Source organism: Mesorhizobium sp. ESP6-5 (genome assembly GCF_020164695.1).
Lineage (GTDB): Bacteria > Pseudomonadota > Alphaproteobacteria > Rhizobiales > Rhizobiaceae > Mesorhizobium > Mesorhizobium australicum.
Map to the genome: position 1 here is coordinate 15,346 of NZ_JAIUGR010000008.1, position 24,232 is coordinate 39,577.

Genomic DNA, 24,232 nt, shown 5'->3' on the forward strand with positions numbered 1-24,232 from the left:
TCTCCTGAATGTTTGAAGGCATGCCGCTGGTCACCTAGTTTGCAACCCGGCTGGAGCGAACCCATTCTTCCAGCATCTGCACACCGAATGCGGTAGCGCCTTCCCGGCCCAGGGGCTGATCCTTCTCGGTCAGTTCCTTGCCGGCGATGTCGAGATGCACCCAGGGGCGGTCTTCCGTGAAGTGTCGCAGGAACGCCGCCGCGTAAGGAGCGTCGCCGTCTTCCATGTCCTTGGCGTGATGTCGCAGGTCCGCGAACGGCGATTGCAGGCCCTCGTCATAAGCCCGGTCGAGCGGCAGCTGCCAGAACCGCTCGCCGACTATTTCTCCGGCCGCGATCATCCGCGAGGCGATGGCATCGTCGGTGCTGAAGAGACCGGCGAATACCGATCCAAGACCGCGCATCACCGAATAGGTCAAGGTGGCGAGGTCGACGATCACCGACGGATTGAAGCGCGAAGCGGCATAATAGAGGCAGTCGGCCAGGATCAGGCGGCCTTCCGCATCCGTGTCGAACACTTCCACGGTTTGCCCGGACGCTGTCGTGATGATGTCGCGCGGCTTGAGCGCGGTGCCTGACGGCATGTTCTCGGCAATGCCGAGCACACCGACGACGTGCACCGGGCTGCCTTGCCGGGCCAGGGCGATCAGCAGGCCGACCACGGCGGCCGCACCGCCCATATCGGCCTTCATATCGAACATCTGCTCGCCGCGTTTAATGCAGAGACCGCCGGAATCAAAACAGACACCCTTGCCGACGAACGCCAGCGGCTGCGCAGGAGCACCCTTGCCGCGATAGCGCAGGACGGCGACTCGTGGCGGCCGTACCGAACCCGACCCCACGGCCAGTATCGCGTTCATGCCGAATTCCCTGAGCTTCGCCGTATCGAGTATCTCGACGTCGATGCCGGCTTCGCGCAGAGGCTCCAGGTGATCGTGGAAATTGTCGGGATGGAGATGGTTCGGCGGCAGGTTGACCAGTGTGCGCGCATATTCGACGCCATCCGCGATGGCATTGATCCGCGCCAGCGCCGAATTCAGCTCCGGACCGCCGGCCCCGACCAGTTGCACCCGAAGGGTCCGATCGGCCCCCGCCCCTTGGCGCCGGTTGCGCATGTCGAAACGATAGCGCCGCAGCCGCATGCCAAGCGCGACTCTTGCCAGGATTTCCGCTCCCGGCAGACTTATGCCGGCAATGGGGTCCAGGACCAGGGTGGCCGCGCATTCCCCTTTGCCCTCCAGATGCGCGGCAAGCAGGCCGCCGGCACGCGCCAAGGAGAGTGCGGTGACGGCCTCGGCCTTGCCCATGGCCAGGACAATCACGCGCCGCGCCGATACCGCCTGGGGGGCGATGACATCGATACAGGCGCCGGATTGAGCCAAGGCAGCCGCATCCGCACAGGCCCGGGAGAGGATCCCGCCCATTTCGGTGTCCAGGGCCGTTGCACGCGGGCCAAAGCCGGTTTGAGCGGCCTGCAAGATCACGACGACGGAGGTTTCAGCGGAAATCTTGTCCGCCGTTTCAAAGACCGGCACTGGCGATTGAGGCATAGGTAGGCGTTCTCCTCTTTGCGGGGATTTGGCCGAGGCGCGGCTTGCAGTTTGCGCAAGGCTTCTCCTGCCGCCGGTGGAAACCGGTCAAACCGGCCGTCACCTCTGGTTGGATCGTGCCGAAGTCCCCAAATTGTCGTTCTTGAGACGACTTAATTGCTCTTGCCTCTTGGGTATCCCCGAACGGGTCAGGCGATCAAACGCCAATTTTGTCCATATCGATTGACAAAAACTCAACTGGCAATTCATGATCGGCCGATGGCCCTACCCTCACTCAATGGCATGCGCGCTTTCGAGGCCGCCGCCCGTCTCGGCAGCGTCAAGGACGCAGCCGAAGAGCTGCATCTGACACCCTCGGCTATCAGCCGTCACATCCGCGCACTCGAACGGAATCTCGGCCAGGACCTGTTCGAGCGCGGCTTTCGGCAGATAACGCCGACCATTCGGGGCTCTTATTACGCACGCAGCCTCTCCGAAGCATTCGAAGCCATCTGGCGGGCCACCGATGATGTCAGTCTCGCCGGGGCCCCAAGCCACGGCAGGACCCAGCGTGTCCGGGTTTTGTGCGTCCCTGCTGTCCTGAACCTTTGGCTGGCGGACCGGCTGCCGAATTTTCGCCGGCGGCATCCGTCCGTGGATCTGGAGATCTCGACATCGGGCAAGCGGGCCAATTTCGATTTGGCCATCGTCGACGAGTTCGTCTACAAGGCCGGCCCGGCTCTGACGCTGCTGATCCCGCTGGTCCTGACGCCGGTCTGTGCGCCCTCGCTGCTTGAAGGGCCGATGCCGCTGCGATCGCCCGCCGACCTGGTCAACCACCACCTGATCCACGAATGCGAGACCATGCGATGGAAGCGCTGGCTGGAGCAGGAAGGCGTGTTGGACACGACGCCGAAATCCAGCACGACGCTGGATGATTGTACGCTGATCATGCGCGAGGCGATCAATGGCGCTGGAATAGCGCTCGCCGACACGATGATGGCCCAGGATCTGCTGCAGCAGGGCAAACTGGTCGCCCCGTTCAGCGCCCGCCATACCTATCCGGCGGGCATCTACCTGCATCAGCGCCGCAGCATCGGAAACAAGCCGGGTACGGGCCTGTTTCAGGATTGGCTGCTTTCCGAAGTCGAGGACCACAAGCGGGTGATGGCCATCGCCTAGGCAGCCTTGCTTGCCGATAGGCGTCGGGAACGCGGGTTTGTCCAGCTTGGAAGCCGTGGATCGAGAATTCGAATCGACAGGCAGGCCTGTTTCAAAAGCGGCTCACCATCACGGGCTCTCGATAATCGCGGTTCGCATTGAATATCTTTAAGGCCAAAGCCGGCAAATCGATTGCTTGCCGGTTCCCCTGCGTCAGGCGTAACCTCTGCGGTCAACGCGTGAGGGCGCGTGCTGCAAGAAGGGGACATTGCAATGACGATACAAGGCGCATCGCCTGACCTGTATAATGAAGACCTCGCTCCTGCCAAGGTTCGAAACTGGGGACCGTTTTCGATCTTCAACGTCTGGACGTCGGACGTCCATAGCCTGTGGGGCTACTACCTCGCCGCCAGCCTGTTTCTGTTCTGCGGCGGCTTCGTCAATTTCATCATCGCCATCGGCATCGGTTCGCTGATCATCTACGCATTGATGAACATGGTCGGTTATGCCGGTGTGAAGACCGGTGTGCCCTACCCCGTGCTCGCCCGCGCCTCCTTCGGCATCTGGGGCGCCAACATTCCGGCACTGGTGCGCGCCATCGTCGCCTGCTTCTGGTACGGCGCGCAGACAGCGGCCGCCTCAGGCGCCATCGTCGCATTGCTGATCCGCTCGCAATGGTTCGCCGATTTCAACGCCAATACCCATTTCCTTGGCCATTCCGGCCTGGAGGTGATCTGCTTCGTGATCATATGGGCACTGCAACTGCTGATCATCCAGCGCGGTATGGAAACGGTGCGCCGCTTCCAGGACTGGGCCGGCCCGGCGGTCTGGGTGATGATGCTGATCCTGGCCATCTATCTCTGCGTCAAATCAGGAACCTTCGCTTTCACCAGCGATATCCCAATGGATGTATTACTTGAAAAGACCAAGGATGCGGGCGTCCCTGGTACTCCAGGGTCTTGGACCGCACTGTTTGCCGTGGCGGCGATCTGGGTGACGTACTTCTCGGCGCTCTATCTAAACTTCTGCGATTTCGCCCGTTATGCCCCCGACCAGGCATCGCTGCGCAAGGGCAATATCTGGGGCCTGCCTATCAACCTGATCCTGTTCTCGCTGGTCGCCGGCGTCACCACCATCGCCGCCTACGACGTCTACCATGAGGTGCTGCTGCACCCCGACCAGATCTCGGCCAAGTTCGACAGCTGGTTCCTGGCCGCGCTCGCGGCGCTCACCTTCGCGGTGGCGACGCTCGGCATCAATGTCGTGGCCAACTTCGTCTCGCCGGCCTTCGACTTTTCCAATGTCTTTCCCCGCCAGATCGACTTCAAGAAAGGCGGCTACATCGCGGCCGTCATCGCGCTGGTGCTCTATCCCTTCGCACCGTGGGAAGGCAGTGCGGCTTCCTTCGTCAACGTCATCGGCGCAACGATGGGGCCGATCTTCGGCGTGATGATGGTCGATTACTATCTGATCCGCAAAGGTGAAGTCGACGTCGAGGCGCTGTATCGCGAGGACGGCGAGTTCCGCTTCCAGGGTGGCTGGCACGTCAATGCGTTCATCGCCGCCGGCATTGGCGCCATCTTCTCGTCGATCCTGCCCAACTTCACCAACTGGCTGCCGTCCTGGTGGGGCGTCTATGGCTGGTTCTTCGGCGTGGCGATTGCCGGCGTCATCTACTACGTGCTGCGCACCGCGGCCGTGAGCGCCGGCGCCAAGGTGGCGAAAGCTTGATGAACCAGAGCGGGGCGGCCCGAGCCGCCCCGCTCTACCGCGCGACCATTTCGGCCAGCTTGCGCACGGTGTTCCAATTGCGCGAGGTGCCGACGCCCATGCGCTTGTGGTTGGCGGCGGCAAGCAGGCGCGAGCTAGGCCTCTCCCTTGAAAAGACGACCCAGATGTCTCCGCCGGCCAGAAGCACTTTCTCGTCCGCGGCGGCACAGGCCTGAAGCCCGGATATGGCGTCTTCGGCTACAGGTTTGCGCATTACGCGCACCGCCACCTGGTCGCCGGCTTCCACCGACTCGGTCGGGAATGGATTACCGCTTGCGAGTTTGCGCCAGTCTTCGGCGGCACGCACGATGATATCGACATGGCGGCCAAAGGCCTGTTCGAAGGCGGATTCCAGGCGGGTCTCAAGCGTGGTGATCGAGGTCTTTTCACTCTCGAAGACCAGGTTGCCGGTCGCCACCAAGGTGCGGACATTCTTCAGGCCGAGACTTTCCGCCATGGCCTTGAGGTCGGACATGACGACCCGCCGCCCCTCTCCCAGGACGATGCTGTAGAGAAGCGCGACATAGGTCCGCATGGGAGCGATCAGACCAGGCGGCTCTGCTCCACCGCCGCCTCGATGAAGCTGGCAAACAGCGGATGCGGATCGAGCGGCCGGCTCTTCAGTTCGGGGTGATATTGCACGCCGATGAACCAGGGATGGTCGGGGTATTCGACCGTCTCCGGCAGCACACCGTCGGGCGACATGCCTGCAAACACCAGCCCGCAATCCTCCAGGCGCTGCTTGTAGTCGATATTGACCTCGTAGCGGTGCCGGTGACGTTCGGAAATCTGGGTGTCGCCGTAGATGTCGGCGATCTTCGAACCCTTGGCGAGCTCGGCCTGATAGGCGCCGAGCCGCATGGTGCCGCCGAGATCGCCAGTCGCCCTGCGCTTTTCCAGCATGTTGCCTTTCAGCCATTCGGTCATCAAACCGACGACCGGCTCCTTGGTCGGGCCGAATTCGGTCGACGAGGCATGTTCGACACCGGCCAGCGATCGCGCCGCCTCGATGCACGCCATCTGCATGCCGAAGCAGATGCCGAAATACGGCACCTTGCGCTCGCGTGCGAATTTGGCCGCCAGGATCTTGCCTTCTGAGCCGCGTTCGCCGAAGCCGCCGGGCACCAATATGCCGTGCACCTTCTCCAGCCAAGGCGTCGGGTCTTCCTTTTCGAAGATTTCCGATTCGATCCAGTCGAGCTTGACCTTGACGTGGTTGGCCAGCCCGCCATGCGAAAGCGCCTCGATCAGCGATTTGTAGGCATCCTTGAGGCCGGTATACTTGCCGACGATGGCGATGGTGACCTCGCCCTCCGGATTGTGGATGCGGTTGGAGACTGCCTGCCACGGCTCCATGCGCGGCTTGGGCGCCGGCTCGATGCCGAAGGCAGCGAGCACTTCCGAATCCAGACCTTCCTTGTGATAGGCCATCGGCACGTCGTAGATATGTGGCACGTCGAGCGCCTGGATGACGGCGCTTTCCCTGACATTACAGAACAGCGACAGCTTGCGGCGCTCTTCCTTGGGGATGGCGCGGTCGGCGCGCACCAGAAGAATGTCGGGCGCGATGCCTATGCCGCGCAGCTCCTTGACCGAATGCTGGGTCGGCTTGGTCTTCAGTTCGCCCGCCGTCGGGATATAGGGCATCAGCGTCAGGTGGACATAGACGGCGTTGTTGCGCGGCAGATCGTTGCCGAGCTGGCGGATCGCCTCGAGGAACGGCATCGCCTCGATGTCGCCGACCGTGCCGCCGATCTCGCACAGCACGAAATCATAGTCGTCATTGCCGTCGAGGACGAAATTCTTGATCTCGTCGGTGACGTGCGGGATCACCTGCACGGTGGCGCCGAGATAATCGCCGCGCCGCTCGCGCTCGATGATGTTCTTGTAGATACGCCCGGTCGTGATGTTGTCCTGCTGATTGGCGGACCGGCCGGTGAAGCGCTCGTAATGGCCAAGATCGAGGTCGGTCTCGGCACCGTCATCGGTGACGAACACCTCGCCGTGCTGGTACGGCGACATCGTGCCGGGATCGACGTTCAGATAAGGGTCGAGTTTTTTGATGCGTGCGCGATAACCTCGCGCCTGCAGGAGAGCCCCAAGGGCCGCTGCGGCAATGCCTTTTCCAAGTGAGGAAACCACGCCGCCTGTGATGAATACATATCGCGCCATGGGAGTCATCGCTTAACGCGGCCGGATTGATTCCGCCAGAGAAAAAACCGCCGCGAAGGCTTTTTCCCAAAAAGGCGCTCGGACCATGATCCCGAAAAGTGGGATCCGGCTTTCGGACAGGCATCACGGCCAAAGGGTTTTGACCGGGGGTCTTACAGCAATTCCAGGAAGGTGCGTAGCGATTCCGTCCGGAATGGCGTAAAAACAAGGGCTTAGAGCCGGTCGGCGATTCCATCAAACGTTGAATCGCTCTAAACAAAACAAAAGGGCCGGCTGAGCCGGCCCTTCGGCATGATGACGGAAACGTCAGATGATGACGACTTTGGTGCCGACCCGGACGCGGCTGTATAGATCCATGACGTGCTCGTTCATCATGCGGAAGCAGCCATTGGACGCGCTGGTGCCGATCGACTGCGGCGCGATGGTGCCGTGGATACGCAGATGCGTGTCCTTCCTGCCATCATAGAGATAGATGGCGCGGGCGCCGAGCGGGTTCTGGCCGCCGCCGGCCATGCCGTCCTTGTACTGGCCGTAGTGCTTGGGCTCGCGCTTCTGCATGTCGAGCGTCGGGATCCAGCGCGGCCACTCCTGCTTGTCACCAACCGCGACCGTGCCCTTGAACTGCAGGCCTTCGCGGCCGACCGCGATGGCGTAACGGCGTGCGGTGGTCGATGATTCGACGAGGTAGAGTCGGCGAGCGCTGGTGTCGATGACGATTGTGCCGGCGTCATAGCCGGTGAATTCCACGTCCTGAGGCACGAATTCCGGCTTCACCTTGAACGGCTTCTTGGCGTTCTTCTGGGCAAGTGCCGAGTCGAGCGCGCGTGTCTCGGGCAGATAGCTGATCGATGAGCCAGACGATGTTCCACCGAACAGACCCGCGAACAGGCCGCCGCTTGACTGCTTCTGGCCGCCGACGACCTCGCTGCGCAGTTCGCCATTGTTGCCCGTCAAAGCGACATTCATCGCCTCGGCTGGGATCGGCTCGGCCGCCGGGATCGGGGTGATAGGTTCGATCGGTTCGATGATCTTGACGGTCTTCTTGGCCGGCTTGGCATCGGCCACTTCGGTTGCCGCTGCTTTCTGGCCCTTGCTGGCCAGGAACGCCTGCCGATCTGCGTCAGCCCTGGCCTTGGCCGCCTCGCGCATCGCCATTTTCCTGGCCTCGAGCGCCTTGGCCTTGGCGACCTCCTTGTCGGCAACGATCTTGGCCTCGATCTTCTTGATCTGGGCGAGATCCTCCGGCGTAGGGTTTTTCTTCTTCTTGAGAAGCTTCAACTGCGTCGCATCGCTTTTGGCCGCGACGGGGATGGCGTCGGTCTTTTCAAGCGACACCGACTGTTGTGCGGCCATGTTTGCCGGCATGGCGGCGGAGGCCGGGGAACTCATGCCGATTGCGGCGCAAAGTCCCAGGAAAATGAAGCTGCGAAGCTGCATGGCGAAGATCCGATCGTTCAATGCTTGTTGCCCACGGCGTCGCCCGGCGTCCCCCAAGGACGCCGAAAATGCCGCGTGCAATCTATAGTCGAATAAGCGCGTATGCCTCAAGCGCGAGACCGCGCCGCGGTCTGTCGAATCTTCGTGATTGCGCAGCATTTGCCGCGACTGTGTTCAAACGAACACAGATCGCGGTTTAGAACATAAGGTTATTGGTTCGGAACCTGAGGCGACGCCGGCGCGGTGTTGGTGGTTCCATTGGCCGCTGGCGGCGTGGTGCTGCCGGCGGGCGCGGTGGCCGGGGCCGTTGCCAGCGGTTTTGTCACGGCGTCGTTGCCGGACGGAGGCGTCGGCGTGGTATTGCCGGCGGGTGCCGGCGTGGCCGTACCCGGCAATTGGTTGAGCACACCCTTGCCGGCGCCATCCGAGGTCGCGGGAACCCGATCGAGAATGTCGATCGGCTTTTCGCCGTAGCGGGCAATGATCGACAAGGTCAGCGACGTCACAAAGAACGCTGCCGCCAGGATCGCCGTCGCCCGGGTCAATGCGTTGGCCGCGCCGCGCGCGGTCATGAAGCCCGATCCGCCACCAATGCCGAGACCGCCGCCTTCGGAGCGCTGCAGCAGCACCACGCCGACAAGGGCGAGCACGACCATGAGATGAATGACGATCAGTACGGTTTGCATAATTTATCCTGGCAAGGCCCTGCCCGGCCGCGGACACGGCCGGTGAATTGGAGGCGGCTCAATACAATGCTTTCACGGCATTTCCAAGCCCGTGGCCGGAATATGGGAAGCAACGCCCTCTTTGCAACGAATTTGAACGGGACGAGACCCGTCCATCCTCGTGAATCTCAGCCAGCAATGCTGCGATAGGCTTCGGCGATGCCCAGGAAATCAGCCGCTTTCAGGCTGGCACCGCCGACCAGCGCGCCGTCGACATTCCTGACGCCCAGCAGTTCAACGGCATTGGAAGGCTTGACCGAGCCACCGTACAGGATGCGCATCCTGGCGGCGGCGGCCCCAAGTTTTTCCGCCAGCTTTTCGCGGATATGCGCATGCGCCTCGGCCACATCGGCCGCGGTTGGCGTCAGGCCGGTGCCGATCGCCCAAACCGGCTCATAGGCAATGACGGTGTTCGATGGCGTGGCGCTTGGCGGCACCGAGCCGGCGACCTGGCGCGACAGCACCTCCAGCGTCGCTCCAGCCTCACGCTCCTGCCGCGTCTCGCCGATGCACACGATGGCCACGAGCCCGGCCCGCCAGGCGGCGGTGGCCTTGGCCTGGACCGTCGCATCGTCCTCGCCGCTTTGCTCGCGGCATTCGGAATGGCCGACAATGACATGGCTGGCGCCTGCGTCCTTCAGCATCTCCGCGGAGATACAGCCGGTATAGGCACCGCTTTCCTTGGGATGGCAGTCCTCGCCACCGGCATGGACCGGCGTGCGCGACAAAATCTCCGCGGCATGGGAAAGCAGCGTCGCGGGAACGCAGACCAGCGCTTCGGTTTCGGCGTCGAGCCCGCTCATGAAACCGTTGCCGATCATCCTGAGCTCGTTCAGCGAGGCGCTGGTGCCGTTCATTTTCCAGTTGCCGGCGACAAGCGGGCGAATTCCTGGTGTCATGGTGTGCTTCTCCGGGCGATATCAAGCTCTGGCCCTCACTACCAAAATCAGGCCACAAAGCAATCGACAGTGGGCAGGAAGGGCGCTATTGCGCTTGGTTCAGACTCGGCGCATGCGAAAATGCGCATAAATCGGAAGTAACCATGCTTGGTATATTGAGAAGCGCGGCGGGTACCTGGGTCGCGAAGACATTGCTTTCGCTGCTGGTGGTCAGTTTCGCGGCCTGGGGCATCTCCGGACGGCTGATGGGCGGCTTCGCGGGCCACGATTCGGTGATAACGGCCGGCGGCACCAAGGTATCGATCAACGAATACCGCCTCGCCTATGACCGCCAGCTCGCCGTCATGTCGCAGCAGTTTGGTCAGCGCCTCACCCATGAACAGGCAAAGGCGCTCGGCATCGACAACCAGGTGCTGGCGCAACTCGTTTCCGGTGCCGTCCTCGACGAGCAGGCACGCAAGCTCGGCCTCGGCCTTTCCAAGGATCGGCTGGCCGAACTCACCCGCGAAGACCCGGCTTTCAAGGGCCCTGGGGGTCAGTTCGACCGAAGGACATTCGACTACATGCTGCACCAGGTCGGCATGCGGCCCGAGGATTATCTGAAGAACCGTGCCCAGGTGGCGGTGCGCCAGCAGATCGTCGAGGCGGTCTCGGACGGCCTCAAGGCGCCGGACACGTTCTTCAAGGCGGTCGCGCTCTACCGCGGTGAAGACCGCACCGTCGACTATTTGACTTTGCCGAAGGCGCTGGTCGAGCCGATCGCGGCGCCGAGCGACAGCGTGCTTCAGGCCTATTTCGAGGCCAACAAGAAGAGCTACGCCGCACCTGAATACCGCAAATTCTCGTATGTTCGCCTCGAACCGGCGGACATAATGGATACGACCGCGGTCACCGACCAGCAGGTCAGTGACGACTACAACAAGAACAAGTCACGCTACACCACGCCCGAAATGCGCACCATCGAGCAGCTTGTGTTCAAGACGCCGGATGCCGCCAAGGCGGCGCTCGATTCGCTCAAGGCCGGCGCTACCTTCGACAAGCTGGTGACCGCCGAGGGCAAGACCCCGGCCGACACGCTGCTTGGCACGCTCGCCAAGGACAAGATCGCCGACAAGGCGGTTGCCGATGCCGCCTTCGCGCTCAACGCCAACGAAGTCAGCCAGGTCGTGCAGGGCGCCTTCGGTCCGGTGCTGCTGCGCGTGACCGAGATCAAGCCCGAGGTGGTGAAGCCGCTCGCCGAAGTGTCGGACCAGATCCGCAAGGACCTGGCGCTGGGCGAGGCAAGCCGCATCCTTCTGGATGTGCACGACAATTATGAAGACACCCGCGCATCGGGCAGTTCGCTGGCCGATGCCGCCGCCAAATTGAAGCTTAAGGACATCACCATCGACGCCATCGATCGCAACGGCCTGAGGCCCGATGGCTCCATCGTCAAGGACCTGCCGGAATCGCCGGCGCTGATCAAGGCCGTCTTCGATGCGGAACCGAACACCGAAAACGAGGCGCTGACCACGGCGGACAACGGCTTCGTCTTCTATGAGGTCGGTTCGATCACACCGGCCCGCGACCGCACTCTTGATGAGGTGCGCCAAAAGGTTGTCGCCGACTGGACGGCGGCCGAGACCGCCAAGCGGCTCGCCGCCAAGGCGGACGAACTCGAGAAGCGCCTCAAGGCCGGCACCACGCTCGACGTCATCGCCGGCGAACTCAAGCTGGAGAAGCAGACCAAGCGCGGCTTGAAGCGCGAAGCCGACGATGCCGATTTCGGCAAGGAAGGCGCCGCCGTCATGTTCGGCGTCGGCGAAGGCGGCACCGGATTGATCCCCTCGCCCACCGGCGATGGCCAGATCCTGTTCAAGGTCGCCGAAGTGTTCGAACCGGCCGGCGCCGACGCCAGCTCGGTGCCGGACGACGCGCAGAAATCATTCACCTCCGGCATGTCCGACGACCTGCTCGACCAGTTGGTGGCGCAGTTGCAGACGCAGTACGACGTCCGCGTCGACCAGGCCGCCGTTGCCCAAGCCTCGACAAGATGAGCGCGCTGAAAACCCATATCGCCAAGGTCGCGACCGGCACCGCCCTGTCCTTCGAGGAGGCGTGCGAGGCCTTTGACATCATCATGTCGGGCGATGCGACTCCAGGGCAGATCGGCGGCTTCCTGATGGCGTTGCGCGTACGCGGCGAGGCGGTGAGCGAGATTTCGGGCGCTGTCGCCACGATGCGCGCCAAGATGCTGCGCGTCGATGCTCCTGACGGCGCCATCGACATCGTCGGCACCGGTGGCGATAATTCGCATTCGGTCAACATCTCGACGGCTTCCGCCTTTGTCATTGCCGGCAGCGGCGTGCCGGTCGCCAAGCACGGCAATCGCGGCCTGTCCTCGCTGACCGGCGCGGCCGACGTGCTGATTGCCCTTGGCGTCAGGATCGACATCGCGCCGGAGCTAATCGGCAAGTGCATCCATGAAGCCGGCGTCGGCTTCATGTTCGCGCCAGCGCACCATCCGGCGATGAAGCATGTCGGTCCGGTTCGTGGCGAGCTTGGTACGCGCACCATCTTCAACCTGCTCGGCCCGCTTTCGAACCCGGCTAGCGTCAGGCGGCAGATGGTCGGCGTGTTCATGCCGGAATGGATCATGCCGGTGGCCGAAACGCTGAAGGCGCTCGGCACCGAGCATGCCTGGGTCGCCCACGGCGATGGTTATGACGAGATCACCACCACAGGCGAGACACAGGTAGCCGAACTGGTCGGCGGCGAAATCCGCAGCTTCACGCTGACCCCGGAAGAGGTTGGACTGAAGCGTCATACCAAGGATGAGTTGCGTGGCGGTGATGCCGCCTACAATGCCAAGGCCTTGCGCGATATGCTGGGCGGCACCGCCGGCGCCTATCGCGACACGGTGTTGATGAATGCCGGCGCCGGACTGGTGATTGCGGCCAAGGCGACGACGCTCGGTGACGGCATCGCCATCGCCGCACAGGCCATCGACAGCGGCCGGGCGCTGCAGGTGCTCGACCGGCTGGTCGAGATTTCGAACGGGTGAACCGTGTCTGACATTCTGCGCAAGATCGAAGTCTACAAGCGCGACGAGATCGCCGCCGCCAAGGCAAGCGTGCCGCTGGCAGAGATCAAGGCGCGCGCGAAGGACGCCGACGCGCCGCGCGGGTTCCTCGCCGCGCTCGAAGCCAAGCGCGGATCGGGTGGCTTCGCACTGATAGCCGAGATCAAGAAGGCAAGTCCGTCCAAAGGGCTGATCCGTGCCGATTTCGATCCGCCGAGCCTGGCCAGGGCCTATGAAAAAGGCGGCGCGGCCTGTCTTTCCGTGCTGACCGATGGGCCCTCCTTTCAGGGCGCACCGGAGTTTCTGACCGAGGCGCGAGCCGCTGTGACGCTGCCCGCCCTGCGCAAGGATTTCCTGTTCGACCCCTACCAGGTCTACGAGGCGCGCGCCTGGGGCGCGGACGCCATTTTGATCATCATGGCCAGCGTCGATGATGCCATGGCCAGCCAACTCGAATCGACCGCGTTCGAGCTCGGCATGGACGCCCTGATCGAGGTGCACGATGAAGCCGAGACCGAGCGAGCGCTGAAACTGTCATCGCAATTGATCGGCATCAACAACCGCAATCTGCGGACATTCGAGACCAGCCTCGATACGTCGGAGCGGCTGCGGGCGATGGTGCCGGGGGGTCATTTGCTGGTCAGCGAAAGCGGCATTTTCTCGCATGACGATTGCCTTAGACTGCAAAGGATGGACATCGGGGCCTTCCTGGTGGGCGAGAGCTTGATGCGCCAACGGGACGTGACCGCTGCAACGCGCTCGCTGCTCACGGGCAAGGCGTCCGATGCGGGCCGAAAATCGGAATCGATTTTCGGAGAGCACGATGCATAGAGTCAAAGTGACAGAGCGCACTCTGTGCGTCCGAATGGACGCACGTCGCTCTATGGCGATTTGACGATGACAGGCGCTCTCACCCATCTTGGCGCACAGGGCGAGGCCAACATGGTCGATGTCGGCGGCAAGGACGAGACGACGCGCACCGCGATCGCCGAGGGTTTCGTCTCGATGCAGCCAGAGACGTTGAAGACCATCCTCGCCGGCAATGCCAAAAAAGGCGATGTGCTCGGCACGGCGCGCATCGCCGGCATCATGGCAGCGAAGAAGACCCATGAGTTGATCCCGCTCTGCCACCCCCTGCTGCTGACCAAGGTTTCCGTCGACATAGAGCCTGACCATACTCTGCCCGGCCTGAAGGTCACCGCCCTTGCACGCGTCACCGGCAAGACCGGCGTCGAAATGGAAGCATTGACGGCAGCCTCGGTGGCCTGCCTGACCATTTACGACATGGCCAAGGCGGTTGACCGCGCCATGGTCATCTCCGGCATACGGCTGGTCGAAAAGACCGGCGGCAAGGCCGGCGACTACAAGGCAGGGCTCTGATGGCACTGGTTCCGGTCGCCGACGCGCTCGAGCGCCTGCTCGACGGCGCCGTGCCGCTGGCCGGCGAAAGCGTCCCGCTCATCGAGGCGATCGATCGTGTGCTGGCGGAGCCGGTCATGGCGCTGCGCACCCAGCCGCCCTTCAACGCTTCGGCCATGGACGGCTATGCGGTGCGAGCCGCCGATGTCGCGTCGGTGCGGTCGAAACTCTCGGTGATCGGCATGGCGCCGGCCGGACGCGGCTTTGACGGCGCGGTCGGCCAGGCACAGGCAGTGCGTATCTTCACCGGCGCACCGCTGCCTGACGGCGCCGACACCATCGTCATCCAGGAAAACGTCCGGGATCTCGGCGGCGGCAACATCGAAGTGATCGAGCCCACCGCCGTGTGGCGTAACATTCGCCGCGTCGGCCTCGATTTTTCCAAGGGCGACGTGCTGCTGGAGACCGGGCGCGTGCTCGACCCGGCGGCACTGTCGCTGGCGGCATCGGCCAATCATCCCCGAGTAGGCGTGGTGAAACGGCCGCTGGTCGCCATCATCGCCACCGGTGACGAGTTGTTGCCGCCCGGCAGCGAACTCGGGCCTGACCAGATCATCTCGTCCAACGCCTACGGCGTCGCCGCGGCGGCACAATCGGTCGGTGCCTGTGCGCTCGATCTCGGGATCGCCGCCGACCGCAAGGACGACATCGCCGGCCTGGTCAGGAAAGCGGTCGCGGCGGGTGCCGATGTCATCGTCACGCTGGGCGGCGCATCGGTCGGCGACCACGACCTGGTTCATGACGTGCTGACCGGCGAAGGCATGACGCTCGGCTTCTGGAAGATCGCCATGCGTCCCGGCAAGCCGCTGATGTTCGGGCGCCTCGGCGATATCAGATGCATCGGCCTGCCCGGTAATCCGGTAGCAAGCCTGGTCTGCTCGCAATTGTTCCTGAAGCCGCTTCTGGCAAGGCTGGGCGGTCGCGACCATCGTCAGGATATCCGCCCGGCACGGCTGGGCGCCGCAATGGCGGCCAATGACCTGCGCCAGGATTATGTGAGGGCGGTGGTCAGGGAGGATGACGGCGAACTGGTGGCGACGCCGTTCGGCATCCAGGATTCCTCGATGCTGAGGATGCTGGCCGATGCCAACGGACTGGTCGTTCGCGCGCCTTTTGCCCCTGCATCCGCTGCGGGCGACGCTTGCAGCGTTCTGATGTTGCGCTGAAGTATTTCGTAATAACTTACTGATCACAGGGCTTATTCCGAGATCAAGGTCCGCGTCAATGCATGCGCCGGATCGGCCAGGCCATCAACTACATCGTAGTGATGCCGGTCGGGCTCGACCACGGCACTGGTGGTGGCGCCAAGCCCGGTCCAGATGTTGGCCAGCAACGCATTCTGTCGCAGGAACTCCGAGCGCTCGCCGCCGCCGGCCCAGCAGGTGATGCGGGCACCATCGATTGGCCGCAGCAGTGCCGGGCTTTCCGTCAGCGCCTCATGCTCATCGATTTTCAGCACGGCGTTCATGCCGGTGCGCATCAGCGGGCGCAAATCATGCAAGCCGGAAATCGAAACGACGTGGCGTATGCGCCGCACGACATCGGTGGCGAGCGGTGTGGTTGTGGTCACCATGCGGCTGGCGAGATGTCCACCGGCCGAATGTCCGGTCAACATCAGCGGTCCCCCGACCATTGCCGCCGCTTTGCCGATCGCCGCCCCGATTTCGCTGACAATGCCGGCAATGCGGATGTCCGGGCACAGCGTGTAGGAAGGCATAGCCACCGCAAAGCCGTTGCCGACCGCGCCCTTGGCGAGATGCGACCATCCGCTTTTATCGGACTCCAGCCAGTAGCCGCCATGGATGAACACGACGAGCCCCTTGGGCGTGGTCTCCGGCAGGAAAAGGTCGAGCCGGTTGCGCGGCCGATCGCCATACGCGATGTCGAACCGTGCCCGGCCCTCCCCCGACAGTGCGTCACGGAACGCTTGCGCCGGTCCCGACCAGGCGGCCGGCCAACGGTCGCTGCCGGCAATATTCGCGCCGTTGGCATAGGCATTGTCCCAATCGGCAATGCGATGGTCGAGCATCGGCACCCTCCCCGAAACAGCGTCGTCTCAGTGCTAGCAATGGCCGTCACCATACCGTGCGTCAAGGCTTTGGGGTGAAACATTTTAGGCTTGAAACAAATTTCGACTGGTGCGATCCTGCCTTCAGAACAGCCGACAAAATGGGAGGTCCGCTGTGCCGTCCGAACCGCCAATAGTCACCTTTCCGGTGACATGTCGACAAGGGTGTAGCCGGCCGCACGAAGCCTTCCGCGAGAGACAGGAATTCAGATCTACCGCCTCCCGCCACGTGCCTCGCGCGCTGGCCGGCGGCAGACAGGGACAGCGACGACATGCTTGGGCCTTCAGCGCATACCGACACGTTCACGCGCGATAATCTGCCGCCACCCGAGCAATGGCCCGACTTCCTGCTCGACGGCTTCGATTATCCAGAACACCTCAATGCCGGTGTCGAATTGACCGACAGGCTGGTCGAGAAGGGCCTTGGTGACCACACCGCGCTGATCGGCAATGGCCGCCGCCGCACTTACAAGGAACTGTCCGACTGGACGAACCGGCTTGCCCATGCGCTGGTCGAGAACTACGGCGTCAAGCCGGGGAACCGGGTGCTGATCCGCTCCGCCAACAACCCGGCAATGGTCGCCTGCTGGCTGGCCGCCACCAAGGTCGGTGCTGTCGTCGTCAACACCATGCCGATGTTGCGCGCCGGTGAACTCACCAAGATCGTCGACAAGGCCGAGATCACGACCGCGCTCTGCGACACCAGGCTGATGGACGAGATGACCGCCTGCGCCAAGGACAGCGCGTTCCTGAAGCAGGTGATCGGCTTCGACGGCACCGCCAACCATGACGCCGAGCTCGACCGCGCCGCCCTCGACAAGCCGGTTACCTTCACCGCCGTCAGCACCGGCCGCGACGATGTCGCCCTGCTCGGCTTCACTTCGGGCACGACCGGCGTGCCGAAGACGACGATGCATTTCCACCGCGACCTGCTGATCATCGCCGATGCCTACGCCCGTGAAGTCCTGCAGGTGACGCCCGACGACATCTTCGTCGGCTCGCCGCCGCTCGCCTTCACCTTCGGCCTTGGCGGGCTTGCCATCTTCCCCCTGCGCTTCGGCGCGGCGGCAACGCTTCTGGAACAGGCGACGCCACCCAACATGGTCCACATCATCGAGACCTACAAAGCGACCATTTCCTTCACCGCGCCGACCGCCTACCGGGCCATGCTGAAGGCCATGGACGAAGGCGCCGATCTTTCATCATTGCGCGTTGCCGTCTCGGCCGGCGAGACCTTGCCGGCTCCAGTCTTCGAAGAGTGGACGCGAAAGACCGGCAAGCCTATCCTTGATGGCATCGGCGCCACCGAAATGCTGCACATCTTCATCTCCAACCGCTTTGACGACAGGAAGCCCGCTTCGACGGGCAAGCCGGTGGGCGGTTACGAGGCGCGCATCGTCGACGAGGAGATGCGCGAGGTGCCGCGTGGCGAGACCGGACGGCTGGCGGTGCGCGGGCCGACCGGCTGCCGCTACATGGCCGATGACAGGCAGAAGGACTATGTGCGCGACGGCTGGAACCTCACCGGCGATACCTTTACGCAGGATGAGGACGGCTTCTTCCACTTCGCCGCGCGTTCCGACGACATGATCGTCAGCGCCGGCTACAACATCGCCGGACCCGAGGTCGAGGCGGCGCTGCTGTCGCATCCCGATGTCGCCGAATGCGCGGTCATCGGTGCCGAGGATGGCGAGCGCGGCCAGATCGTCGAAGCGCATGTCGTGCTGGTGCAAGGTGTCCCGCCAGACGCAATGACCGTCAAGCGCCTGCAGGACCACGTCAAGGCAGCCATCGCGCCCTACAAATATCCCCGATCGGTCAAATTCATCGCCGCTCTGCCGAAGACCCAGACCGGCAAGATCCAGCGGTTTCGGCTGCGCACGGAGAAGATCAATTGAGCGAGCCTTACGATCCGGCCTCTGAAGGCGCAGAGATGTCGTTCAAGGAGCGCATGTCCTACAGCGACTATCTGCACCTGGAGAAAGTGCTGGAGGCCCAGACACCGCTGTCCTCGGCGCATGACGAAATGCTGTTCATCATCCAGCACCAGACATCGGAATTGTGGATGAAACTCGCTTTGCACGAGATTGGCGCGGCGATCCGCTCGATCCGTGCCGACCGCCTCGAACCGAGCTTTAAGATGCTGTCGCGTGTCGCCCGCATTTTCGAGCAGTTGAACAATGCCTGGGACGTGCTGCGCACGATGACGCCCAGCGAATACACCGAGTTCCGCGACGCGCTCGGCCAGTCCTCGGGTTTCCAGTCCTGGCAGTATCGCGCCATCGAGTTCATGGCCGGTAACCGCAACCTCGCCATGCTCGGGCCGCACAAGCACCGGCCGGACCTCAGCCAGAAGCTGGAGGCGATCCTGGCCGAGCCGTCGCTCTACGATGAAGCGCTGCTGCTTCTGGCCCGCAATGGCTTCGACATCGGGGCGGACGCAAAGCGCACGGATTGGCGCGAGACGCGGACCGAGAACGAAGAAGTCCTGGTCGCCTGGCAGACGGTGTACCGCGATCCGCAGCGCTACTGGATGTTTTATGAACTGGCCGAGAAGCTGGTCGACTTCGAGGACTATTTCCGCCGCTGGCGCTTCAACCACGTCACCACCGTCGAGCGCATCATCGGCCTGAAGCGCGGCACCGGCGGCACGTCGGGCGCCTCCTATCTCAAGAAGATGCTCGAAGTCGTCCTGTTTCCGGAACTGTGGACGGTTCGCACCCGGCTCTGAACTCTCGTCTGACGCAATTCCTGTGGGAAATCGTGTCACACTTTTCCCGACTTCGCGCCGGCTTCAGGTCACTGCCGTCTTGACCGCGAAGCGTGCATCCTGCCAGGCGCCAGTGCGCAGGATATCTTCCAGGACTTCGACCGCCTGCCATACATCGGCGTAGCCGACATAGAGCGGGGTGAAGCCGAAGCGGATCGTCGACGGCGCACGGAAATCGCCGATCACGCCGCGCTCAATCAGGGCCCGCATCACCTGGTAGCCGTTGGGGTGGAGGAAGGACACCTGGCTGCCACGCTGATTGCCGTCGCGCGGGCTTTCCAGCTCCAGGCCGTAGGCGCCGCATCTGGTCTCGACGAGCTGGATGAACAGGTCGGTGAGCGCGACGCTCTTCTTGCGCACCGTCGCCATGTCGACATCGTCCCAGATATCCAGCGCCCCCTTCAGCGCTCGCATCGATAACACCGGCTGCGTGCCGCACAGGAACCGGCGGATACCGCTGCCGGCCGCATAACCCTGCTCGAAGGCGAAGGGCCGCGCATGGCCCCACCAACCGCTGAGCGGCTGCTGGACTTTATCGTGATGACGCTCGGCGGCGTAGATGAAGGCCGGCGCGCCCGGGCCGCCATTGAGATATTTGTAGGTGCAGCCGATGGCGAAATCGGCATTGGCGCTGTCGAGCTCGACAGGCAGCGCGCCGGCGGTGTGGCAGAGATCCCAGACGATCAGCGCTCCGACCTGATGGGCCTTGCATGTCAGTGCCGCCATGTCGCGCAGCTGGCCGGACTTGTAGTTGACGTGGTTGATCAGGATGACCGCAACGCGCTCGTCGATCAGCTCCTCAATGGTCGGCGCATCAACGCCCTCAAGCCGCAACACCGTGCCGGGGCGCGTCGAGGCCACGCCTTCGGCCATGTAGAGATCGGTTGGAAAGCTGTCGCCCTCGGCGACGATGACCGAGCGGTCCGGCCGCATGCCGAGTGCGGCATGCAGCACCTTGTAGATGTTGATCGAGGTCGTATCGCAGACCACCGTCTGGCCGGTCGCCGCGCCTATCAGCCGCCCCAGTTGGTCGCCGAGCGCGACCGGCATGTCGAACCAGCCGGCGGTGTTCCAGGCACGGATCAGATCCTGCGCCCACTCCTGGGTCGCGGCTTTCCGCAGCTCGTCGAAGACGGCGGGTGCCGCGGCGCCGAGTGAATTGCCGTCGAGGTAGATCACGCCTTCCGGCAAGATGAACCGGTCGCGCATGGCACGCAGCGGGTCCGCCGCATCCATGGCATCGACGGCTGCGAGATCGAGCGTCGTAGGCATCATTTGTGACATTCCCTGGTTATTCACGCCTTGGTCATTCACGCCGGGTTACTCACGAATCGCTTCGCGAACCGGTGCGGGCCCCCGGCTGCGCTTGAGGCTGGGCAAGGCAAGCATGGCCAGTACGAACAGGCCCGTGGCAAGCTTCAGGTCAGGCGGCGGCATGCCGGCCGCCAGGCAGAACGACACCAGCTGGTAGTAGATGATCGCGCCGGCGAAGGGCGCCAGCAATTGCCGCCACACTGTTTGCTTGCCGACGACGGCTTCGCCGATCATCAGCGCGGCAAGGCCGTTGATGAGAATTCCCAGGCCCATATTGACGTCGGCGAACCCTTGCGACTGCACCATCAGCGCACCGCTTGACGCCGAAAAAGCGCTGGCCAGCCCGACACCGCCTATGGTCGCGGCCCAGACATTGATGCCTTGCGCTTCGGCCATGTCAGGATTGGCGCCCACGGCGCGCACGGCGGTCCCCTTCTCGGTCCTGAAGAACATGTAGAGCAGCATGAAGGCGGCAAGCGCGAGGAGACCCGCGACGACAATCTTGCTGGCGGGGAAACCCGGCCGCGCGAACGGCACCCAGTCGAACACCGAGGGCGAACCGAAGACGGACAGGTTGGACTTGCCCATAATGCGAAGGTTGATGCTGTAGAGCATCGTCATCATCAGGATGCCCGCAAGCAGCGTGTGGATGCGGAAGCGCAGATGGATGAAGGCGGTGCAGCAGCCCGCCGCGAAGCCGGCGACAAGGGCGGCAGCAACGCCCATCAGCGGCGATGCGCCGGCGGCAAGGAGAACGCCGCAGACGCAGCCGCCCAGCGGAAAAGCGCCTTCGCTGGTGAGATCGGGAAAATTCAGCATGCGAAACGGGATCATGATCCCGAGCACGACAAAGGCCAGGATCAGGCTTTGCGCCAGGGTGACCGGCATGATCGCGACGAAGCTGGTGAGAACGTCCCCAACAAAATCCATGATGATCAGCTCGCCAGCAACATGCGATCGGTCTTGACGGAGAAATGGCCGATCAGATCAATAACCGTGACCCTCGCCTTCTCCTGCCCGGCGACTTCCAGGAGCACCCGGCCCGCATCGAGCATGATCACCCGGCTGCCATAATCGACGGCGTGTTGCATGTTGTGGGTCACCATCAAAGTCGTCAGTTTCAGCGCGTTGACGGCGCGCACGGTCGCTTGCATGACGATTTCGGCCGTGCGCGGGTCGAGGGCCGCGGTATGCTCGTCGAGCAGCAGCAAGTCCGGCGATCCGCCGACCGCCATGATCAGCGACAAGGATTGCCGCTGCCCGCCGGAGAGCAGGTCGACGCGCGTGTCGAGACGATTTTCCAGACCGAGACCCAGGATCGACAGGCGTTCCCTGTAGGATGCAAGCCGGGTGGTGTTCAGCCCCGGGCGCAAGGTGCGCTTTTGGCTGCGCAAATCGGCCAGCAGCATGTTTTCCGCAACCGTCATGCTGGCGGCGGTGCCGCGCATCGGGTCCTGGAACACGCGCGCCAGTTTCGCGGCGCGCTTGTGCACCGGCATTGCAGTCACGTCGGCGCCGTTGATCAGGATCTGGCCGGAATCGAGGATCAGGGCGCCGGAAATGGCGTTGAGCATGCTGCTCTTGCCGGCCCCGTTGGAGCCGATGACGATGCCGAACTCTCCGGTGGCCAAGGACAGGCTGAGACCGTCCAGCGCGACCTTCTCGTCGGCCTGGCCCTTGTAGAACACTTTGCGCGCGGATCGAATCTCGAGCATCGTTTCTCCCTGACCTCGGGATAGCGGCGCCGACGCCGTCACCCCGGCAGTTCCGATGTTAGTCGACGATGCAGCCGCAATCGGCCATTGAAGCCGGTATCTCGATGCCGAACGCGGCCATCGCCTTGCGCGAGATCGTTGCCATGTGGTCCTTGTAGGCCGGGCGCGACGGCGCGATCGTCTTGGGATCCTTGCCCTTGAGGATCTCGGCGGCGATGTTGCCGGCGTTGACGCCGACCTGCGTGTAATTGACCGCGAAGCTCGCCGGCACGGTGCCGTTACGGACCGCACTGTCATCGGAGTTGACGACCGGGATACCGGCCTGGCGCGCGGCCGCGGAGACAGCGGCGATCGCCGGCTGGATCAGGTTCGAGGCCGGGCCGTAGATCACGTCGGCCTTGCCGGCGAGCGAAGCGATGCGTTGCTGGATGTCATTGACGTTGTCGATGCCGACCTCCACCACCTCGAAGCCCGCGGCCGGTGCCGCCGCCTTGATCTTTTCGACCAAGGCAACGTCATTGGCCTCACCGGGATTATAAGGCACGCCGAAGCGCTTGGCGTTCGGCAGCAGCTTCTTGGTGAAGGCCATCACCGCGGCGACGTCCTGCAGATCGCTGGCGCCGGTCATGCCTTCGTCTCCGGCGTCCCATGACGGCACCAGCTTGGCCGCCACCGGATCGGTGACCGCGGCAAAAACGATCGGAATGCCGGAACCGGCAAGCGCTTTCTTGGCGATCTGCGATACCGGCGTGGTGATGGTGTAGATCAGCTTGGGCTGCTCGGCCTGCAGCTTGGCGATCATCTGCGGCACCAGCGATGCATCGAAATTGGTGTGGCTCTCCGTGTAGACGACGTCCTTACCCTCGACGTAGCCATTATCCGTCAGCGCCTTCTTGAAGCCGGCTATGGCGGCGTTCAATTGCGGATGCTCGCCGAAATTGGCAATGCCGATACGGATCTGATCGGCCGCGGCACTGCCGGCACTGACCATCAATGCGCCTGCCAGGGCCAAGCCCGACAACCAAGCGGATTTCGACTTCAACATCATTTCCTCCCAGATTTGATCAGGGCCGCTTGGAAACGCGGCTACTACGGCGATCATGGTGAGTCCGCTGGTCTGTGTCAAACATTATATATAATTGTTGCTGTGACGCACTATCATATATACTTTTCGCCAGACGACGGATTGATCACCATGCTGAATGAAACGAGTTCCACAAAAACGGAAGCCGCCTATCAGCTGTTGCGGCGCGACATCCTGACCACGCGCCTCATGCCCGGCGCCCCGCTCAAACTGAGTGCGCTGCGCGGCACCTATGGCGTCGGCTGGACACCGTTGCGCGAAGCCCTGTCGCGGCTCGAGGCCGAACGCCTGGTCACCGCGATCAGCAATCGTGGTTTTGCCGTGGCTCCGGTGTCGCGGGCCGAGCTGGAGGATCTGGCACGCGCCAGGATGGTGATCGAGATACCCCTGTTCCTCGAATCGATGGAAAAAGGCGGCAGGGAGTGGGAGGATGCCGTGGTCACCGCCCACTACCGGCTCTCGCGTTGCAAGACGGCGGTCGACGATCCCTCGGACGCGGCCGTCGACAGATGGGACGAGAACCACGAGGCTTTCCATGCGGCGCTGCTGAGCGCCGCCACATGCGACTGGCTGTTGCGGTTCCGCTCGACGATCTCGGATCAGCTGCGCCGGCATCATCGCTTTCTTGGTCTGGCGCCGACACTGCGGGCCGCGGCCGGCCTCAAGGATGGCTATGAAGAGGCAATCGAAGCGCTACGCGAAGCGATTGCGATCGAACACCATACCGCGATCATGGAAGCGGCGCTCGACCGTGACGTCGAGCGGGCCAAGGCGCTGATGACGGCGCATATCGGCTACACACTGCACGTCTATGTCCACAGCGAAGACAGCGGCGCTACCAGATACGCCGCTCGCGCCGGCAGCTTGAAGGCGGGTTCGGGATAACTTCAGCGCTTCCGCGACGCCTATTCGAACGCGCTGGCCGGAGTGCGCCGAACGCCCCGATCCATGGCCGCCCGAAGCTACCAATCGTTGGCATTTTGGTTTCGTTTCGTTCCGCGAATAATGGCTCCGCGAATTATACGTCCCTCCGAGGAGAAGCCTTCCAACTAACTGATGCCAAAGCCTCGTCGGCGGATGGGCCACAGGCCATTAACCAAAACGATTTC

21 protein-coding genes are annotated in these 24,232 nt (G+C 63.2%); 10 read left to right on the top strand and 11 right to left on the bottom strand.

Features of this window, described 5'->3' with window-relative positions; genetic code table 11:
• Positions 1-34 precede the first annotated feature (34 nt).
• Positions 35-1,549 carry a leucyl aminopeptidase gene (locus LB524_RS14605; protein WP_224527624.1) on the bottom strand — a complete coding sequence of 505 codons (1,515 nt, stop codon included), beginning with the start codon at positions 1,547-1,549 and terminating at the stop codon, positions 35-37.
• Positions 1,550-1,807: 258 nt separating this feature from the next.
• On the opposite strand from LB524_RS14605, the gene LB524_RS14610 reads away from it, so the two are divergent.
• Both LB524_RS14610 and LB524_RS14615 read left to right on the top strand, forming a co-directional pair.
• Entirely contained in the window at positions 1,808-2,710 is a 903-nt protein-coding gene (locus LB524_RS14610; RefSeq protein WP_224527645.1) for a LysR substrate-binding domain-containing protein, read from the top strand.
• A gap of 252 nt (positions 2,711-2,962) precedes the next feature.
• Positions 2,963-4,420, top strand: coding sequence for an NCS1 family nucleobase:cation symporter-1 (locus LB524_RS14615; RefSeq protein WP_140616438.1), 1,458 nt, complete (start codon positions 2,963-2,965; stop codon positions 4,418-4,420).
• 34 nt (positions 4,421-4,454) lie between these two features.
• On the opposite strand, the gene LB524_RS14620 is transcribed toward LB524_RS14615, so the two are convergent.
• From LB524_RS14620 to tpiA, 5 genes are all read right to left on the bottom strand, one after another.
• Positions 4,455-4,994, bottom strand: coding sequence for a DUF1697 domain-containing protein (locus LB524_RS14620; protein ID WP_140616436.1), 540 nt, complete (start codon positions 4,992-4,994; stop codon positions 4,455-4,457).
• A gap of 8 nt (positions 4,995-5,002) precedes the next feature.
• Positions 5,003-6,640, bottom strand: a complete 1,638-nt coding sequence (locus tag LB524_RS14625; RefSeq protein ID WP_083883046.1) for a CTP synthase — start codon at positions 6,638-6,640, stop codon at positions 5,003-5,005.
• A gap of 297 nt (positions 6,641-6,937) precedes the next feature.
• The gene (locus tag LB524_RS14630) at positions 6,938-8,068 is read right to left on the bottom strand and encodes a L,D-transpeptidase (protein ID WP_224527648.1); all 1,131 of its coding nucleotides are present in this window, start codon (positions 8,066-8,068) and stop codon (positions 6,938-6,940) included.
• A 209-nt stretch (positions 8,069-8,277) separates the two neighbouring features.
• Positions 8,278-8,754 (bottom strand): preprotein translocase subunit SecG, encoded by a 477-nt coding sequence (secG, locus tag LB524_RS14635; protein ID WP_224527652.1) that lies wholly within the window; start codon positions 8,752-8,754, stop codon positions 8,278-8,280.
• 167 nt (positions 8,755-8,921) lie between these two features.
• Positions 8,922-9,692, bottom strand: a complete 771-nt coding sequence (gene tpiA, locus LB524_RS14640) for a triose-phosphate isomerase (protein ID WP_015317811.1) — start codon at positions 9,690-9,692, stop codon at positions 8,922-8,924.
• Positions 9,693-9,835: 143 nt separating this feature from the next.
• Here tpiA and LB524_RS14645 point away from each other — a divergent pair, with 143 nt between their 5' ends.
• From LB524_RS14645 to glp, 5 genes are all read left to right on the top strand, one after another.
• The gene (locus LB524_RS14645) at positions 9,836-11,728 is read left to right on the top strand and encodes a SurA N-terminal domain-containing protein (protein WP_015317810.1); all 1,893 of its coding nucleotides are present in this window, start codon (positions 9,836-9,838) and stop codon (positions 11,726-11,728) included.
• A complete protein-coding gene (gene trpD, locus LB524_RS14650) occupies positions 11,725-12,735 on the top strand; it encodes an anthranilate phosphoribosyltransferase (protein WP_224527655.1) in 1,011 nt (336 codons plus the stop codon). The genes LB524_RS14645 and trpD overlap by 4 nt, the downstream gene beginning before the upstream one ends.
• 3 nt (positions 12,736-12,738) lie before the next feature.
• The gene (gene trpC, locus LB524_RS14655) at positions 12,739-13,584 is read left to right on the top strand and encodes an indole-3-glycerol phosphate synthase TrpC (RefSeq protein ID WP_140790124.1); all 846 of its coding nucleotides are present in this window, start codon (positions 12,739-12,741) and stop codon (positions 13,582-13,584) included.
• Between the two features lie 66 nt (positions 13,585-13,650).
• The gene (gene moaC / locus LB524_RS14660; RefSeq protein WP_224527658.1) at positions 13,651-14,133 is read left to right on the top strand and encodes a cyclic pyranopterin monophosphate synthase MoaC; all 483 of its coding nucleotides are present in this window, start codon (positions 13,651-13,653) and stop codon (positions 14,131-14,133) included.
• On the top strand, positions 14,133-15,338 hold the full coding sequence (gene glp / locus LB524_RS14665) for a gephyrin-like molybdotransferase Glp (protein WP_224527661.1): 1,206 nt from the start codon (positions 14,133-14,135) through the stop codon (positions 15,336-15,338). The genes moaC and glp overlap by 1 nt, the downstream gene beginning before the upstream one ends.
• Positions 15,339-15,370: 32 nt before the next feature.
• Here the strand turns inward: glp and LB524_RS14670 are convergent, their stop codons facing one another.
• Positions 15,371-16,201, bottom strand: coding sequence for an alpha/beta hydrolase (locus LB524_RS14670; protein ID WP_015317805.1), 831 nt, complete (start codon positions 16,199-16,201; stop codon positions 15,371-15,373).
• A gap of 311 nt (positions 16,202-16,512) precedes the next feature.
• Between LB524_RS14670 and LB524_RS14675 the strand changes: the two genes are divergently transcribed.
• Positions 16,513-18,138 carry an AMP-binding protein gene (locus LB524_RS14675; RefSeq protein ID WP_224527664.1) on the top strand — a complete coding sequence of 542 codons (1,626 nt, stop codon included), beginning with the start codon at positions 16,513-16,515 and terminating at the stop codon, positions 18,136-18,138.
• Positions 18,135-18,971 (top strand): tryptophan 2,3-dioxygenase, encoded by an 837-nt coding sequence (gene kynA, locus LB524_RS14680; protein ID WP_140726992.1) that lies wholly within the window; start codon positions 18,135-18,137, stop codon positions 18,969-18,971. Before LB524_RS14675 ends, kynA begins: the two co-directional genes overlap by 4 nt.
• A gap of 63 nt (positions 18,972-19,034) precedes the next feature.
• On the opposite strand, the gene kynU is transcribed toward kynA, so the two are convergent.
• Genes kynU through LB524_RS14700 form a run of 4 tightly spaced genes read right to left on the bottom strand, consistent with a single transcriptional unit; the run spans position 19,035 to position 23,084 of the window.
• Positions 19,035-20,282 (bottom strand): kynureninase, encoded by a 1,248-nt coding sequence (kynU, locus tag LB524_RS14685; protein ID WP_224528115.1) that lies wholly within the window; start codon positions 20,280-20,282, stop codon positions 19,035-19,037.
• Positions 20,283-20,330: 48 nt separating this feature from the next.
• Positions 20,331-21,254 carry an ABC transporter permease gene (locus LB524_RS14690; RefSeq protein ID WP_140664083.1) on the bottom strand — a complete coding sequence of 308 codons (924 nt, stop codon included), beginning with the start codon at positions 21,252-21,254 and terminating at the stop codon, positions 20,331-20,333.
• Positions 21,255-21,259: 5 nt separating this feature from the next.
• Positions 21,260-22,039 carry an ABC transporter ATP-binding protein gene (locus tag LB524_RS14695; protein ID WP_015317800.1) on the bottom strand — a complete coding sequence of 260 codons (780 nt, stop codon included), beginning with the start codon at positions 22,037-22,039 and terminating at the stop codon, positions 21,260-21,262.
• Positions 22,040-22,097: 58 nt separating this feature from the next.
• Positions 22,098-23,084, bottom strand: coding sequence for an ABC transporter substrate-binding protein (locus LB524_RS14700; protein WP_140873826.1), 987 nt, complete (start codon positions 23,082-23,084; stop codon positions 22,098-22,100).
• A 150-nt stretch (positions 23,085-23,234) separates the two neighbouring features.
• Between LB524_RS14700 and LB524_RS14705 the strand changes: the two genes are divergently transcribed.
• Positions 23,235-24,008, top strand: a complete 774-nt coding sequence (locus LB524_RS14705; RefSeq protein WP_224527701.1) for a GntR family transcriptional regulator — start codon at positions 23,235-23,237, stop codon at positions 24,006-24,008.
• Positions 24,009-24,232: the final 224 nt, after the last annotated feature.

What these genes read in the sequence shown, in the direction of transcription:
- LB524_RS14700 (WP_140873826.1), bottom strand. Translation starts at nt 23,084, where the DNA reads ATGTTGAAGTCGAAATCCGCTTGGTTGTCGGGCTTGGCCCTGGCAGGC.
- LB524_RS14625 (WP_083883046.1), bottom strand. Translation starts at nt 6,640, where the DNA reads ATGACTCCCATGGCGCGATATGTATTCATCACAGGCGGCGTGGTTTCC.
- LB524_RS14610 (WP_224527645.1), top strand. Translation starts at nt 1,808, where the DNA reads ATGGCCCTACCCTCACTCAATGGCATGCGCGCTTTCGAGGCCGCCGCC.
- glp (WP_224527661.1), top strand. Translation starts at nt 14,133, where the DNA reads ATGGCACTGGTTCCGGTCGCCGACGCGCTCGAGCGCCTGCTCGACGGC.
- LB524_RS14620 (WP_140616436.1), bottom strand. Translation starts at nt 4,994, where the DNA reads ATGCGGACCTATGTCGCGCTTCTCTACAGCATCGTCCTGGGAGAGGGG.
- LB524_RS14670 (WP_015317805.1), bottom strand. Translation starts at nt 16,201, where the DNA reads ATGCTCGACCATCGCATTGCCGATTGGGACAATGCCTATGCCAACGGC.
- secG (WP_224527652.1), bottom strand. Translation starts at nt 8,754, where the DNA reads ATGCAAACCGTACTGATCGTCATTCATCTCATGGTCGTGCTCGCCCTT.
- LB524_RS14645 (WP_015317810.1), top strand. Translation starts at nt 9,836, where the DNA reads ATGCTTGGTATATTGAGAAGCGCGGCGGGTACCTGGGTCGCGAAGACA.
- kynU (WP_224528115.1), bottom strand. Translation starts at nt 20,282, where the DNA reads ATGCCTACGACGCTCGATCTCGCAGCCGTCGATGCCATGGATGCGGCG.
- LB524_RS14605 (WP_224527624.1), bottom strand. Translation starts at nt 1,549, where the DNA reads ATGCCTCAATCGCCAGTGCCGGTCTTTGAAACGGCGGACAAGATTTCC.
- LB524_RS14630 (WP_224527648.1), bottom strand. Translation starts at nt 8,068, where the DNA reads ATGCAGCTTCGCAGCTTCATTTTCCTGGGACTTTGCGCCGCAATCGGC.
- tpiA (WP_015317811.1), bottom strand. Translation starts at nt 9,692, where the DNA reads ATGACACCAGGAATTCGCCCGCTTGTCGCCGGCAACTGGAAAATGAAC.
- LB524_RS14705 (WP_224527701.1), top strand. Translation starts at nt 23,235, where the DNA reads ATGCTGAATGAAACGAGTTCCACAAAAACGGAAGCCGCCTATCAGCTG.
- LB524_RS14690 (WP_140664083.1), bottom strand. Translation starts at nt 21,254, where the DNA reads ATGGATTTTGTTGGGGACGTTCTCACCAGCTTCGTCGCGATCATGCCG.
- LB524_RS14675 (WP_224527664.1), top strand. Translation starts at nt 16,513, where the DNA reads ATGCTTGGGCCTTCAGCGCATACCGACACGTTCACGCGCGATAATCTG.
- LB524_RS14615 (WP_140616438.1), top strand. Translation starts at nt 2,963, where the DNA reads ATGACGATACAAGGCGCATCGCCTGACCTGTATAATGAAGACCTCGCT.
- trpD (WP_224527655.1), top strand. Translation starts at nt 11,725, where the DNA reads ATGAGCGCGCTGAAAACCCATATCGCCAAGGTCGCGACCGGCACCGCC.
- LB524_RS14695 (WP_015317800.1), bottom strand. Translation starts at nt 22,039, where the DNA reads ATGCTCGAGATTCGATCCGCGCGCAAAGTGTTCTACAAGGGCCAGGCC.
- moaC (WP_224527658.1), top strand. Translation starts at nt 13,651, where the DNA reads ATGACAGGCGCTCTCACCCATCTTGGCGCACAGGGCGAGGCCAACATG.